This is a genomic window from Rhodococcus opacus B4, from assembly GCF_000010805.1.
Classification (GTDB): domain Bacteria; phylum Actinomycetota; class Actinomycetes; order Mycobacteriales; family Mycobacteriaceae; genus Rhodococcus_F; species Rhodococcus_F opacus_C.
The window spans coordinates 5,176,370-5,193,425 of the sequence record NC_012522.1; the positions used below are offsets into that span (position 1 = coordinate 5,176,370).

1 protein-coding gene is annotated in these 17,056 nt (G+C 70.4%); it reads left to right on the plus strand.

Features of this window, described 5'->3' with window-relative positions:
* Positions 1-287 precede the first annotated feature (287 nt).
* Positions 288-17,042 (plus strand): non-ribosomal peptide synthetase, encoded by a 16,755-nt coding sequence (locus ROP_RS23860; protein WP_043825226.1) that lies wholly within the window; start codon positions 288-290, stop codon positions 17,040-17,042.
* Positions 17,043-17,056 lie beyond the last annotated feature (14 nt).

The following is a 17,056-nucleotide window of genomic DNA, read 5'->3' on the forward strand; positions in this document are numbered from 1 at the left end:
TTGCTGGACCGGCTGCCACGGAGAGCCGTCATTTCGGGGCCTCCCGGGTGAGCGAACGCGCAGTATGTTTGTGAGGTAAAACCCGACGTGGTGACCGCTTCGGCGCGGGGAATTCTGTCGGCGGTGCGGGGGACACGCGGTCGGGGAGATTGAACCGGAATCGCTGCTGTGATAACCATCGCCTGTGAACTTGCTGGCAACCGGCTTGTTGCTGGTGGGTAGCCTAACCTAAACTCCCTCGGGTGCCCGTCGTTGGACGGGCGCTCTCGACGGACGATCGGATCACCATGTCTCCGGACCACTCGGCGGCTGCGCGCACTCAGCACCACTCGGCTGGGAGCGCTTCTTCCTCGACCGGCACCGGTTCGACGCCTGTCGCGCTGCCGGTGACGGCCGCGCAGTCCGAGGTGTGGGTCGGGCAGCAGCTGAACCCGGGCAGCCCGGTCTTCAACCTCTCGCTCGTCGTCGAGGTTGCGGGCCCGATCGATCTGGACCGGACCGTCGCGGCGATCCGGAAGACCGTCGAACGGGCCGATGCCCTGCACGTGCGTTTCGAGCGCGGCGAAGGCAACGAACTGCTGCAGGTGCCGACAGCGCCCGGCGACTGGACGCTGAGCGTCGTGGACCTGCGCCGCGACGTGGATCCCGAGACGAGTGCGCGCGCGTGGATGGACCGCGACATGGAGACCGTCGTCGGCATCGAGGGCGACGAACCGCTGTTCCGGCACGCTCTCCTGCGCACCGGGGACGAGTCGGTGATCTGGTACCAGCGCTACCACCACAGCCTCATCGACGGCTACGGCATCACCCTGCTCGTGGCGGACGTCGTCGATCGATACGAGCATCCGGAACTCGCGACGTCCACGGCGCCGTGGCCCCTCGACACCCTCGTGATCTCCGACCGCGACTACCGTGCCTCGAAGCGCTTCGAATCCGACCGCGACTTCTGGCTCCGGCAGGTCGTCGACGCGCCGGAGCCGCCGCGGCTGCTGCCGCAGGTCGTCGACCACTCGGGGACGCCGATCTCCGCCCTCGTCGAGATCGACGGGGACGACGCCGACGCGCTCTACGCGTTCGCCTCCGACGCCGGGATCCGGCGCACCCGCCTGCCGCTCGCCGCGGTCGTGGCGTACATCCACCGGCTCACCGGCCGCCGCGACCTCACGTTGTCGCTGCCGATGACGGCGCGGGTCGGGCGCGAACTGCGCCGCATCCCGGGGATGTGCTCGACGATCCTGCCGCTCCGGGTTCAGGTGGATCCCGAGATGACGGTGGGTGAGCTCGCCACCCGCATCGACACGACGCTGATCTCGGTGCTGCGGCACGGGCGCTACCGCGGTGAGGACCTCGCCCGCGAACTGCGGTCGATCGACCCGGACCGTCAGATCTTCGGTCCCGGAATCAATTCCATGATGTTCGAGCATGCGCTGACGTTCGGCGGGTTCCCGGCGTGGGTGCGGGGTTCGGCGACCGGACCGGTCCGCGACCTCGACTTCTCGATCCGCGGTGGGCAGGATTCGGAGCCCATCCAGATCGACCTGCGGGCGCCGGCCGGTCTCGGGGCCGAGCTCGAGGCGCATCGCCGCAGGCTCGAGCACTTCGTCGGCCAGTTCGTCGCCGACCCGGCGCAGCCCATCGCGTCGCTCGATCCGATGACCCAGGCGGAGCGGCGGCAGTTGCTGGTGGAGTTCAACGACACCGCGACCGCACGGGAATCGGCGACGGTGCCCGAACTGTTCCACGCCCAGGTGTTGCGCACACCCGATGCCGAGGCCCTGATCGCCGGCGACGTCCGGCTCACCTACCGGGACCTCGGGGAGCGGGTGGCGCAGCTGACCCGGCACCTCCTGGATCGCGGTGTCGGGCCGGAAACCGTTGTGGCGATCGGCCTTCCGCGATCCGCGGAAATGGTGACCGGACTGCTCGCCGTCATGTGCTCGGGCGGGGCGTTCGTGCCGCTCGACCCGTCGTGGCCGCAGGACCGCCGGACGTCGGTGCTCGCCGACGCCGGGGCCTCCCTCGTTCTCACCGGCCCCGGCGGGGTCACCGACGCGGGGGAGCGGGCCGTGCCCGTCGACCTCGCGTCGTGGGCGTACGCCGAGCAGCCCACCGAACCGCCCACCGTGACCGTGCAGGGTGCGCGGCTGGCGTATGTCATCTTCACGTCGGGTTCGACGGGCAGGCCCAAGGGGGCCATGATCCGGCACGAGGCCGTCTGCGCGCGACTGCTGTGGCAGCGCGACGAAATCCTGGGATTCGGACCGGCGGACGCGTCGCTGTTCAAGGCACCGCTGTCGTTCGACATCTCCGTGAACGAGATCCTGCTGCCGCTGGTGTCGGGTGGCAGGCTGGTCGTGGCCGAGCCCGGCGGGGAACGGGACCCGCAGTATCTCCTGGACCTGATCGCGCGCGAGTCGGTGACGTTCGTCTACCTCGTGTCCTCGATGCTGGACGTCCTGCTCGACCTGTCCCGGGGTACGGACCACCTGTCGGCGCTGAAGCACGTGTGGTGCGGCGGTGAGGTTCTCACACCCCGGCTGTTCGAGAGATTCCGAGCGCAACTCGCCATCACGATGTACCACGGTTACGGTCCGGCGGAGGCGACGATCGGGGTGTCGCACGTGATCTACCGGGAGGACGCCGCGCGGATCGCGACGTCGATCGGGCGCCCGAACCCCGACACCCAGCTGTACGTGCTGGACGAGCACCTGAACCCGGTGCCGCTCGGCACCGGCGGTGAACTGTACGCCGGCGGATTCCTCCTCGGACGCGGTTACGTCGACGCACCGGGGCTGACGGCGTCCCGCTTCGTCGCCAATCCGTTCGCGACCGACGGTTCCCGGCTGTACCGGACCGGCGACCTTGCCCGGTGGGCGCCGGACGGCTCCCTCGACTTCCTCGGCCGCGCGGACAACCAGGTGAAGATCCGGGGCATGCGGCTCGAACTCGAGGACGTCGAGGCGGGCATCGTGTCGCATCCCGCCGTCCGGCACAGCGCCGTCGTCGTGCGGGAAACGCCCTCGGGTGCCAAGTATCTCGCGGCGTACGTCGTGGCGAAGCAGGGTTCGGTCCCGGACGTCGCCGAGCTGCGGGCCTGGGCGTCGTCGAAGCTGCCGGAGTACATGGTGCCGTCGGCGTTCGTGATCCTCGACCGGTTCCCGCTCACCCCCAACGGAAAACTGGACCGGCGCGCACTGCCCGAACCGGACCTGGGCGCCGCCGGTGAGAACGTCGCGCCCCGCACCGCCGCCGAGGAAACCCTGTGCGCACTGATGGCCGGCGTCCTCGGGGTGGAGTCGGTGGGTGTCACCGACGACTTCTTCGCGCTGGGCGGCGACAGCATCGTCGCGATCCAGCTGGTCAACCACGCTCGGCGGGAGGGACTCTCGATCAGCCCGCGGGAGGTCTTCCAGCTCCGCACCGCGGAGGCGCTCGCCCGTGCGCAGGACGGCCGGACCGCGGCCGCCGTGGATTCGGACGACATCGCGGTCGGTGACGTCCGCTGCACCCCCATCCTCGCGCGCACCGCCGCGAGGGGCGGCGAGATCGCCGCGTTCCATCAGTCGGTGCTGGTGCAGACTCCGGCGGCCCTCGACGAGAGTGCCGCGAGGACGGCCCTGGCGGCGGTGCTCGAGCGGCACGACGCCCTGCGCGCGACGCTGGTCCGGGGTGAACAGTGGATGCTTTCGGTGCCGGAACCGGCGCCCGCCTCCATGGACGGAATCCTCCGGGTCGTCGAATTCGACGGCAGTGCCGAGCAACTCGACAGCGAGACCCAGGCGGCCGTCGCACGGCTCGACCCGGACGCGGGCACGATGCTGCAGGCCGTCCTCTTCTCCGCCGCCGAGGGCCCCGGCCGGTTGCTGCTGATCGGTCACCATCTGGTGGTCGACGGGGTGTCCTGGCGCATCATCCTCGAAGACCTCGCCCGCGCGGGCACCGCCGTGACGGCCGGGGGCGTCCCCGAACTGCCTCCGGTCGGGACTTCGCTGCGCCGCTGGTCCGAATTGCTGGACGAGCACACGAAGTCGGGCGCATTCGACCACGAACTGTCGTTCTGGTCGGACGCGGCCGCCACACCCGACCCGCTCCTCGGCTCGCGTGCGCTCGACCCGGCTCTCGACCTCGCCGGTGACGCCGAAACCCTCACGGTGACACTGCCTCCGGAGTTCACGGGACCGCTGCTGTCCACGGTGCCCGCGGCATTCCACGGCCACGTCAAAGACGCGCTCCTCACCGGTGCCGCAGTGGCGCTGCGGAGGTGGCGGAACGGCGAACCCGGCCCCGTGCTGCTGGACGTCGAGGGGCACGGACGCGAGGAAGACCTCGTGCGCCGCACCGACGGACCCGCCATCGACCTCTCCCGGACCGTCGGCTGGTTCACCACCGTCTACCCGGTGGTCCTCGACCCCGGGGCCGCGGCGGACGAAGCGGGAATCGCCGACGCGCTCAAGATGGTGAAAGACCAGTTGCGCCGCGTTCCTGGTGCAGGGTTCGGCTACGGCGCCCTGCGCTACCTCGGTGCCGCGGAGCCGGAATTCGGGCAGGAGCCGACACCGCAGGTGCTGTTCAACTACCTCGGTCGGGTGACGTCCGGCACCGGCGCCGACTGGCTGCCGCGGGCGATGGGCGGCGCCGACGACCCGAGGATGCCGCTCGGACATGCCCTCGCGTTCGACGTGATCGCCGAGGACGGCGCCGACGGTCCGGTGCTGCGGACGACACTGACGTGGGCGCCCGGTGTGCTCACCCGCGACGCCGTCCGGGTCCTCGCCGACGAATGGACCGCGGTGCTGCGGGTACTCGCCGGGGTCGGCCACCTCGGCGGACAGACGCCTTCGGACTTCCCGCTCGTCTCGCTGACCCAGCCGGACGTGGACGCGCTGGCGGGGGCGGCCGATGTGCTGCCGCTGACACCGCTGCAGGACGGCATCTACTTCCAGTCGGCATTCGACGACACCGGTGCCGACCCGTATGTCGTGCAACAGGTGATCGAACTGACCGGACCCGTCGACGCGGCGGCGCTGCACCGCGGACTGCAGGCCGTCGTCGACCGGCACGCGGCCCTGCGCGCCGGGGTGCGGGCGGTCTCGGACGGCCGGGTGGTCCAGGTGATCGGCGACGACGTTCGGGTGCCGATGGAGGTACTCGATCTCACCGGCGTCGCGGATCCGGCGCAGCGCGTCGAAGAAGTGCTGACGGCGGACCGGGCGCGGGGCTTCGACTTCGGCCGCGGTCCCCTGCTGCGCTACACGCTCGCCCGCCTGGATGGCACCAAGTTCCTTCTGCTGCAGTCGATTCACCACCTCGTCGCCGACGGGTGGTCGGTGCCTGTGATGTTGCGTGAGCTGATGGCCCTGTACAGCGTCGAGGGGAAGCCGCTGGCGCTGCCGACACCCACGCCCTACCGCAACTACCTCGAATGGCTGGGCGCGCGGGACCGTCAGGCCTCGCTCGCGGTGTGGCGGGAGGCGCTCGCCGATGCTCCCGAGCCGGTGGAACTTCCGGCACCCACCCCGAAGGGCGAGTTCGGGATCCGCAGTGTCCGGGTGGCCCTGCCGTCGGAGGCCACCGCCGCCCTCACCGCTGTCGGCCGGGCCCGCGGACTGACGCTCAGCACACTGGTGCACGGCACGTGGGGCCTGGTCCTCGGCCGCCTCACCGGCCGCGAGGACGTGCTGTTCGGTTCGACGGTGTCGGGTCGCGGCGGCGACCTGCCCGGCATCGAGACCATGGTGGGCCTGTTCATCAACACCGTTCCCGCCCGGCTGCGGTACCGGCCCACCGACACGGTGGCCGGGGCCCTCGCCCGGTGGCAGCACGAGCAGTCGACGCTGCTCGACCACCAGTACCTCGGACTGGCCGAGCTGCGCCGGGAAGCGGGACTGCAGAACCTCTTCGAGACGCTGGTCGTGTTCGAGAACTATCCCCTCGGCGACGGTGCGGTCGCGGATCCCAGCGGTGCGATACAGCTGACCGGTATCCGTTTCGACGAGCACCCGCCGTACGCGATGACGCTGATCGTGGTGCCCGGCGACGCGCTGACCCTCGAGCTGAAGTACGACGCCGCCCGCGTCGACAGAGCGACCGCGGCCCGGTTCGCGGAGTCGACGATCGCCTATCTCGCCGAGCTGACCCGCGACGTCGACCAGACCGTGTCCGCCGTCGCGCTGGCGTCGCGTGAGCCGATCGAGGCCGCACTGCGCGATGTCGAGGTGGAGTTCCCCGACACGACCGTGACGGCCCTGCTCGAGGAGCAGGCCGAGCGGACGCCGGACGCGGTGGCCGTCGTGTTCGAGGACGACCACCTCACGTACGCGGAACTGCACGCGCGCGCCAACCGCCTCGCCCGGCTGCTCGTCGAGCGCGGGGTGGCACCCGAGTCGAAGGTCGCGGTGGCACTGCCCCGTTCGCTGGACCTGATGGTGGCGCTGCTCGCGGTCGGGAAGGCGGGCGGCGCCTACGTCCCGCTCGACACCGGATACCCCGCGGACCGGCTGGCGTACATGCTGGCCGACGCGCAGCCGGTGTGCGTTCTCACCGACGGCACCGTGCCGCTCGCTGGTTCCGGCGTCCCGGAGGTCCGGGTGGCCGACGCCGACCGGTACTCGCCCGAGCCGCTGACCGGCATTGCGCTCGCACCGCAGCACCCGGCCTACGTGATCTACACATCGGGTTCGACGGGACGGCCCAAGGGCGTCGTCGTGCCGCACGCCGGCATCGTCAACCGCCTGCTGTGGGTCCAGCGGTTCCGCCCGATCACTGCTTCGGACAACGTGTTTCAGAAAACCCCGTCGAGCTTCGACGTGTCGGTGCTGGAATTCTTCGGACCACTGCTCGCCGGCGCGACGCTCGTGCTGGCCCGGCCGGACGGTCACAAGGACCCGGCGTACCTCGCCGACGTCATCGTGCGGCAGTCGATCACGCGCGTGCACTTCGTCCCGTCGATGCTCGAGGTGTTCCTCGCCGACCCGGCCGCCGCCCGGTGCACCGGTCTGCGGATCATCTCCTGCAGCGGCGAGGCGCTGCCCGTGGCGTCCGCGCGGCGCGTCGCCGAACTGCTGCCGGGAGTGGAACTCGACAACCTCTACGGTCCCACCGAGGCGTCGGTCGACGTCAGCTACGCCGCGTCCGTCCAGGGAATCGAGGCGGCCGCACCGTCCGTGCCGATCGGCCTGCCGACGTCCAACACCGGACTCTACGTGCTCGACCGGTACCTGCAGCCCGTGCCCGCGGGCGCCGCCGGTGAGCTCTATCTGTCCGGGCCGCAATTGGCCCGCGGTTACCTGGGCAGGCCCGGTCTCAGCGCCGAACGATTCGTCGCCGATCCGTTCTCCCGCAACGGGTCCCGCATGTACCGCACCGGCGACGTCGCCCGGGTGAACGCGGACGGCGCGGTCGAGTACCTCGGCCGGATCGACGACCAGGTGAAGCTGCGCGGGTTCCGCATCGAACTGGGCGAGATCGAAGCCCGGATGGCCGACTGCCCCGGCGTGCGGCAGGCCGCGGCCGTCGTGCGCTCGGACCGTCCCGGTCAGCAGCAGCTGGTGGGCTACGTCGTCGGGGACGCCGACCCGGGCGACGTCCGCGCGCGCCTGGCCTCGGCGCTGCCGGAGTTCATGGTGCCCGTCGCGTTCGTGAACCTGGCCGAGTTCCCGCTCGGCCCCAGCGGCAAGCTCAACCGCAAAGCCCTTCCTGCGCCGGACTTCGCAGCGCAGGCAACGGCGGAGCCGGCCGTGGAGAGCGGAACGGCCGGAATGCTTGCGGCGCACTACGCCGAGGTCCTCGGGCTCGGGGAGGTCGGGGTGGACGACGACTTCTTCGCCCTCGGCGGAGACAGCATCCTCGCCATCCGCCTGGTGAACCTCGCGCGCCGGGAGGGGATCACCGTCACCCCGCGGCAGATCTTCGAACAGCGGACGCCGGCCGCGCTCGCGCGTCTGGTCGCGGACCCCGCCGTCGCGCAGCCCCCGCGGGTGGAGGACTCGGGGATCGGCGTCCTGCTGCCCCTTCCCGTCGTTCACCGGCTGTCCGAGTGGAGTGGCGGAAAGAACCGCTTCAACCAGGCCGTTCTCCTCCACACCCCGGCCGGCACCGACGCCACCGTGCTCACGGCGGCCCTGCACGCGGTGATCGGCCACCACGACGGCCTGCGGCAGAAGCTCACCCGGCACGCGCCGGGTGTGTGGTCGCTCGAGATCGCCGCCACCGCCGATCTGACGCTGCGCCGGGTCGACGTCACCGGACTCGACGCCGACGCGCTGCGCGAGACGGTGGCAGCAGAATCCGACGCCGCCGCCGACCGGCTGAACCCCGACGACGGCATCATGCTGTCGGCGGTGTGGTTCGACGCCGGCCCGCGGGAACTGGGCAGACTCCTGCTCGTCGCGCACCACCTGGTGATCGACGGGGTATCGTGGCGGACCCTGATCGAGGACCTCGCCATGGCGTGGGTGGCGGCCGACAGCGGCGAGAACGCGGCACTCGACCCGGTGCCCACGTCGCTGCGCGGATTCACGAGGGTCGTCACCGAGCAGGCGCAGGAACCGGCACGTCTGGCAGAACTCGACCACTGGTTGCGGGTCACCGGACCCGGCGCCGACCTGGTGCCCGGCACCGAGGGGCACGCCGTGGTGAGCGGCGGCGCCCGGCGGACGGTGTGCCTGGACCGCCAGCTGACGACGGCCCTGCTGACCACGGTGCCCGCCGTCGTCGGCGCGGACGTCACCGACGTGCTGCTCGCGGCGCTGCGACTGTCGGCCGACCGCTGGCTCGCCGAGCGCGGACGCGCGAACGACCTGCTGGTCGACCTCGAGCGGCACGGACGCGAAGAACTCGCCGCGGGTGTGGATCTCTCCCGCACGGTCGGCTGGCTCACCAACGTCACCCCTGTCCGGTTGCGCAGCCGCGCGGGCGCACTCGACACGCTCAAGGACGTCAAGGAACAGTTGCGCGGCGCGCCCGACGGGGGTATCGGCTACGGCATGCTGCGGTACGTCAACGCGCGTACCGCCGGTCTCCTGGCGGCACGGTCCGAATCGCAGGTGCTGTTCAACTATCTGGGCCGCATGCCGCACACACCGCCCGGGCCGTGGACGCAGGCAGTCGAATCGGATTCACTGGCAACCGATCCCGATGCCGACCTCGGGGGCCCCTACCGGCTGGTGATCAACGCCTTGTGCGAGGAGTCCGCGCAGGGCGCCGAACTGCAGGCCGTCTTCGCCTGGTCTGAGGCCGACCTGAGCGAGGCCGATACCGTCGCGTTGAGCGACGGCTGGGTGGCCGCACTGCGTGAACTCGCCGACGCCGCCGCCGAATACGACGGACCGGCGATGCTCACGCCGTCCGACCTGCCCCTCGTGACGCTGACGCAGGAGGAGATCGACCAGATCGTCCAGGCGAGCCCGAGTGGGGTCGACACGGTGCTGCCGCTGTCGCCGCTGCAGGAGGGTCTGTACTTCCAGGCCGGGTTCGACTCCGGCAACGACATCTACACGGCACAGTTCTCTCTCGACTTCGAGCATCGACTCGACACCGACCGGCTCGCCGCGGCGCTGCGGACCCTGCAGCGTCGAAACCCCACGCTGCGAGCGGGATTCGTGAGTGCGGGCCTGCCCGCGCCGGTGCAGTTCTTCGGCACCGGACTGGACGTGCCCGTTTCCGAATTCGACCTGCGGGAACTCGACGAGACCGAACGCGATTCCTACGCCGCACAATTGACGGCGCAGGACCGGCTGACACCGTTCGACCTGACCTCCCCGCCGCTGTGGCGGGCAATGGTGTTGCGGCTCGGCGATTCCCACGACCGCCTGGTGATCAACCGGCAGTTCCTGCTGTGGGACGGTTGGTCCAACGGCATCGTCGTCGGCCAGCTGCTCGCCCTCTACGAGTCGGGCGGCGACGACTCCGGCTTCCCCGCCCCGGAAGGGTCCTTCGAGGACTATCTGCAGTGGCTGGCCACCCGCGACGCCGACGCCGCACAGTCGGCGTGGACCGACGCGCTCGGCGGGCTCGACGAGCCGACGCTGCTGGCCGCGACGATCACCGGGGACCCGGAGCCGCCGCAGCGCCGGGACGCGGTGCTGCCGGAGGACCTGAGTGAACGGCTCCGGGCCGGTGCCCGCGGCGCCGGTGTCACGTTCAACGCGGTACTGAACGCCGCACTGGCCGTCGTCCTCGGAATCGAGACCGGACGCCGCGACCTCGTGTTCGGCACGACCGTGGCCGGACGGCCACCCGAGGTCCCCGGCATCGACGCGGTGACGGGAATGTTCCTCAACACCGTCCCGGTCCGGACCACACTGCGCCCCGACGAGACCGTCGCGGACCTGCTGCGGCGCATCCAGTCCGAGCGGTTGGCGCTGACCCCGTACGACTATCTCGGGCTGGCCTCCATCCAGCGGGTCTCGGAGCACCGGCAACTGTTCGACGTGCTCTACGTGCTGCAGAACTTCGTGGACGAGAAGCAGGTGTCGGCGCTCAACGCGGCGCACGACATCAGCGGCGGCGACAGCATCGACCACACGCACTACCCGGTCACGGTCGTCGTGACACCCGGCGCGAGCGTGAAGGTGAAGTTCGAGTTCCACCCCGAGAAGATCCCGGCGTCGCGGGTCGAACGCATGCTGTCGCGGTACGTGACCGTGCTCGAGGAGTGGTCCACGGACCTGTCGGGTCCGGTCGGCGGAATCGCCGGTGCCGCACTGCCCGTGCCGGCCGAGCCGAAGGCCCTGCCCGACGCGACCATCGCCGACCTGTTCGCCGAGGCGGCGCTCGTCCGTCCCGGCGAGACGGCCCTCGTGTTCGGGGACCGCGCGGTGAGCTACGCCGAACTCGACGCCGACGTGAACCGGATGGCCCGGCTGCTGCTGGGCCACGGCGCGGGACCGGAACGGATCGTCGCGCTCGCACTACCGCGGACGGTCGAGATGGTGGTGGCGCTGTTCGCCGTCCTGCGCACCGGATCCGCCTATCTGCCACTCGAACTGGACCATCCGGCCGAGCGGCTCGTCGCGATGCTCGACGACGCCCGGCCGGCGGTCCTGGTCACCACGTCGGACGTCGCGGGGACGCTCGCCGCCGCAGCCGTCGACACGCTGGCCGTCGACACCCTCGACCTCGGCGCGGTCGGATCCGCTCCGCTGTCGGAGGCCGAACTCGGCGGATTCGCGCCCGGAACCCCCGGGCGCCTGGACCATCCGGCGTACGTCATCTACACGTCCGGGTCCACCGGCAAGCCGAAGGGCGTCGTCACCCCGTACCGCGGACTGACCAACATGCAGTTCAACCACCGTGAGGCGATCTTCGAGCCCGTCGTGGCCGCGGCGGGTGGGCGGCGACTGCGTATCGCCCACACCGTGTCGTTCGCGTTCGACATGTCGTGGGAGGAACTGCTGTGGCTGGTGGAGGGGCACGAGGTCCACATCTGCGACGAGAACCTGCGGCGTGACGCCGAGGCGCTCGTCGCCTACTGCGACACCCACGAGATCGACGTCGTCAACGTGACGCCGACGTACGCGCAGCACCTGATCGAGGAGGGTCTGCTCGACGACGGCCCGGGCCGGCACCGGCCGCCGCTGGTACTTCTCGGCGGCGAGGCGGTGTCCGATTCGGTGTGGAACCGGTTGCGGGACACGGACGGAACGTGCGGGTACAACCTGTACGGCCCCACCGAGTACACCATCAACACCCTCGGAGCCGGCACCGCCGACAGTGCGACGCCCACCGTCGGCACACCGATCTGGAACACGTCCGCGTACGTTCTGGACGCCTGGCTGCGTCCCGTCCCGGACGGCGTTCCCGGTGAGCTGTACATCTCGGGGGTCGGGTTGGCCCGCGGCTACCTCGACCGGTTCGCGCTGACGGCGGAGCGTTTCGTAGCCGACCCGTTCCGGGAATCCGTACGTATGTATCGGACGGGTGACCTCGTCCGCCGCGCATCGGACGGCAACCTCGACTTCCTGGGCCGCACCGACGATCAGGTGAAGATTCGCGGTCACCGCGTGGAACTCGGCGAAATCGCCTCCGCGCTCGAAGCGCTGGACGGCGTGCGCCAGGCGGCGGTCGTCGTCGATTCGGGGCCGGGCGGGTTCAAGCGGCTGGTCGGCTACGCCGTCGTGAGTACTTGTCAACCGCCGGACGTCAACAATTACTCACGGGCGCTGCGCGCAACGTTGCCGGACTACATGGTGCCCGCCGCGGTCATCGAGGTCGACGGCCTCCCGATGACGGTCAACGGCAAACTCGACGTCAAGGCACTGCCGTCCGCGGACGACGTGCTCGGCCGAAGCGGTGGCGTGCGCACCGAACCCCGCACCGACACCGAACGGGTGCTGTGCGAGTTGTTCGGTGACATCCTCGGCGTTCCGGTCCCGGGTGTCGACGACGACTTCTTCGACCTCGGTGGTCATTCGCTGCTCGCCACCAGGCTGATCAGCCGGGCACGCGCCGCGCTCGACGCCGACCTCACCATGCGCGACCTGTTCGAGGCGCCGACGGTGGCCGAACTCGCCGCCCGCATCGGCGAAGACACCGCCTCGACGCGTCCGGTGCTGGCGGCCGGGCCACGGCCCGAGCACCTGCCGCTCTCCGCCGCGCAGCAACGCCTGTGGCTGCTGCAGCAGATGGAGGACGCATCGGCTGCTTACAATTTCCCGATCGTCCTGCGACTGCAGGACGCACTCGACCCCGAGGTGTTCGAGCAGGCGCTGACCGACGTGGTGTCGCGGCACGAATCGCTGCGCACCGTGTTCGGGGAGCACGACGGGGAACCCGTGCAGGTGATCCTGGACGGCGTCCGCCCCGGCGTCGCGGTGGTGGACGGCACCGAGGCCGATGTGGTCCGGCTCGTCACCGAGACCGTCGGTCGGCCGTTCGACCTGGCCACCGAGATCCCGGTGCGCGCGAGCCTCATCCGGCTCGGCGACCAGCAGGTGCTGGCGATCGTGCTGCACCACATCGCCACCGACGAGTGGTCGGACCGGCCGTTCCTGCGGGACCTGATGACGGCGTATGCCGCTCGCGCGCAGGGTTCGGCACCGGGCTGGGCGCCGCTCGCTGTGCAATACGCCGATTACACACTGTGGCAGCGCGACGTCCTCGGTGATCCGCAGGACCCGTCCAGCCTCGTCAGCCGTCAACTCGACTACTGGGCGAGAACTCTCGACGGGGCGCCGGAAGAACTGGTGCTGCCCGCCGACCGCACCCGTCCGGCGCGGCCCAGCTTCGCGGGCGGCGCCATCGAGACGACGCTCGACGCCGAAACGACGCGGGCGCTGCGTTCGCTCGCGCGGACGTCGGGCACCAGCATGTTCATGGTGCTGCACGCGGCGGCGGCGGCGTTGCTGCACCGTCTCGGCGCGGGCGACGACCTGCCGATCGGGGCGCCGGTCGCCGGCCGCAGCGAACAGGGCCTCGACGACCTGATCGGGTTCTTCGTCAACACCGTGGTGCTGCGGACGGACGTGTCGGGCAACCCCACGTTCGACCAGTTGCTGGCCCGGGTCCGCGACACCGACCTGGCGGCGTTCGCGCACTCGGACGTCCCGTTCGAAACCGTGGTGGAGAAGGTGAATCCGGCGCGGACGCTGGCCCGGAACCCCCTGTTCCAGGTGATGGCCGGCTACCACAGCCGCACGTCCGATTCGGCGCAGGCAGCCGGATCTGCCCTCACGCCGGTGGTGTTCGAGGAACGCACAGCCAAGTTCGACCTGGTGTTCAACTTCACGGAGTACCTCGACGACGATCGGGTGGAACTGCGCCTCGAATACGGTTCGGACCTGTTCGACAAGGACACCGCGGAGAAGATCGCGCGCAGGCAGGTCGCGGTGCTCGGCGCCGTCGCGTCCGACTCGGGGCTCGCCGTCGGCGACCTCGACGTGTTCCTCGGCGGGGAACGTGAACTGGTGGTGCACGGGTTCAACGACACCGCGCAACCGGTGGCGGAGGAGACGTTCTACGAGGCGTTCGCACGCCATGTCGCCGCGACCCCCGACGCCGTGGCCGTCGTGGATGCCGCGGGCGCGGTGACGTATGCGGAACTGAGTGCCCGTGCGGACCGCATCGCCGGGCTGCTGCACCGCCGCGGTGTCTCGGCCGAAGGCGTTGTGGGTCTGGCGGTCCCGAGGTCTTCGCAGATGGTGGCGGTCGTGCTCGGGGTGCTGAAGCTCGGGGCGGCGTACCTGCCGCTCGACCTGAACCACCCGTCCGACCGCATCTCCTACATGCTCGCCGACTCCGCGGCGCGGGTGCTGGTGACGACGGCGGGGGAGAGCCCGCGCATCGCGGAGGTCGACGGTCTCGTCCGCGTTCTCCTCGACGACGCCGCCGTTGCCGCGGAACTCGACACCGAGCACGGCACACAGGTGCCGCCCGCCCCGCAGGGTCTGGACCACGCCGCGTACGTCATCTACACCTCGGGCTCCACCGGTAAACCGAAGGGCACGATCCTCACCCACGACGGGATTCCCAGCCTCGTCGCCACCGCCGAACAGCGGATGAAGCTCGTCCCGGGCTCGGTGGTGATGCAGTTCGCGTCGATCGGATTCGACGTGGCGGTCTTCGAGTTGTCGATGGCACTGTGCACGGGCTCCCGACTGGTCATCGTGCCCGACGAGTCCCGCGTCGCCGGATCGGAACTCACCGATTTCATGGCCGCGCATTCCGTGACGCATGCGATCATTCCGCCCTCCCTGCTGGCGGCGCTGCCGGCCGGATGCGACGTTCCCGAGGGATGCACGGTGCTGGTGGGCACGGAGACCGTGCCGCCGGAACTGATCGGACGGTGGGCCGAACGCCTCAATCTGCTGGCCGCCTACGGTCTCACCGAGGCGACCGTCAACAACACGCTGTGGCAGGCGCAGCCCGGGTGGAACTCCGCTGTGCCGATCGGCATCCCGGACCCCAACGAACAGGCGTACGTCCTCGACGACCTCCTGCAGCCGGTGCCGCCGGGTGTGGCGGGCGAGTTGTACATCGCCGGACGCGGACTGGCCCGCGGATACCTCGGCAGGCCCGACCTCACGTCGGTCCGGTTCGTGCCCAGCCCCTTCGGCGGCGCGGGCACCCGCATGTACCGGACCGGTGACCGGGCGCGCTGGCGGGCCGACGGCAACATCGACTTCCTCGGACGCGTCGACGACCAGGTGAAGATCCGCGGGTTCCGCATCGAACTCGGCGAGATCATCGCGGCCCTCGGAAGTCACTCGGCCGTGAAGCAGTCGGCGGTCGTCGCCGATCGGTCCGGCGACATCGTCCGGCTCGTCGGCTACGTCACCCCGGCCGACGGGCACGGGGCAGAGCAGATCGATCCGCAGGCGGTACGGGAACACGCCGCTGCGCGGTTGCCCGACTACATGGTGCCGACTCTCGTGGTCGTGCTGGACGGCGATCTTCCGTTGACCCCCAACGGGAAGCTCGACCGCAGGGCACTGCCGCTGCCGGACTGGTCGGCCCTGACGGGGGACGGCACCCCGCAGACGCCGGAGCAGAAGGAGATCGCGGCGGCGTTCGCCGAGATCCTGCACCTGCCGTCGGTGGGCATCCACGACAACTTCTTCGACCTCGGCGGCAACTCCATGGCGTCGATGCGGCTGGTGGGCCGGATCCGTGGGCGGTTCGCCGTCGACATCGGCATCCGGGACGTGTTCGACAGTTCCACGGTGGCGGAACTGTCCGCGATCGTCGCCGCGGCCACGTCCACCGGCAGGCCGGTGCTGACGGTGGCGGACCCGAGGCCGGAGACGCTGCCGGTGTCCGGGCCGCAACGCCGGTTCTGGAAGCAGTTCCGGGCGGCAGGCGCCGACGCGCGCGCCAGTCACGCACTGTCGCTGCAGCTTCGCGACACTGTGGACCCCGAGATCCTGGCGCAGGCTCTCGACGACGTCACGTCGCGGCACGAACCGCTGCGGACCGTGTACGTGGAGGTCGGCGACACCGTCTTCGCCCAGGAGGCAGTGCGGCCCAGGCTCGAACTCGTCGACGTCGGGGACGGCGACGTGCACCGCACGGTGTTCGAGGACGTGCACCGCACGGTGTTCGAGGACGTGCACCGCACGGTGTTCGAGTTGGCGCAGCAGCCCCTCGACCTCACCGGGCACGCACCGCTGCGGGTGCATCTGGTGACCGGTGCCGACGGCACCCAGGCGCTGCTCCTCGCGATGCACTACATCGCCGTCGACGAGTGGTCCGTGGTGCCGCTGCTCGGTGACCTGATGGGCGCATACGCCGCCCGGTCACAGGGCGAGGAACCCGAATGGGAACCGCTGCCCGTCGGATACGCCGACTACGTCGTGTGGTCGCAGGCACTCGCCGGCGCTCCCGGGGACCCGGACAGCCGCCGGTCCCGCCAGCTCGCGTACTGGCGCGAGACGCTGGACGGGATGCCGTCCCGCCTCGAACTTCCCGCTCCAGCGGTTCGCGGACCGCGGACGGCGGAGATCGTGCCGGTCGAGATCGACGCGGAACTGCACAGTGCGGCCCAGAAGTTCGCGGGCGACACGGGCACCAGCCTGTTCATGGTGTTGCAGGCGGCACTCGCGACCGTGCTGACACGGCACGGCGCAGGCACGGACATCCCGCTGGGGTCGCTCGTCGCGGGACGCACGGAGGAGGCGCTGGACGCGCTGGTCGGCTGCTTCTTCAATATCGTTCTGCTGCGAACGGATACGAGCGGCGATCCCGATCCCGTGCAGTTGCTGCAGCGTATCCGCGCCGCGAATCTCGACGCGCTGGACAACCAGGACGTGGCGTTCGCCGACGTCGCGGAGGCGCTCGGCGACACGCCGGTGCTTCGTCCGCAGGTCATGATCGTGCATCACGAGCAGGCCAGACTCGGTCACCTCGACGCTCTGGGCGGCTTCATGCCGGTGCCGGTGGGTGTGCCGGATTCGGATCTGACGCTGAGCTTCTACGAGCCGATCGGCGACGGACCCGTCCACGCATATTTCTCTTTCTCCTCGGATGTGCTGGATGCCGAAGAGGTCCGTGGCTGGGCGTCGGAGTTGTCGACGCTGGTCACCGCATGGGCGGAAGGAGCCCGATGATCAAGAGTGATCTA

Excerpts from the sequence above, each read along its gene's own strand:
- ROP_RS23860 (WP_043825226.1), top strand. The coding sequence starts at position 288 with ATGTCTCCGGACCACTCGGCGGCTGCGCGCACTCAGCACCACTCGGCT.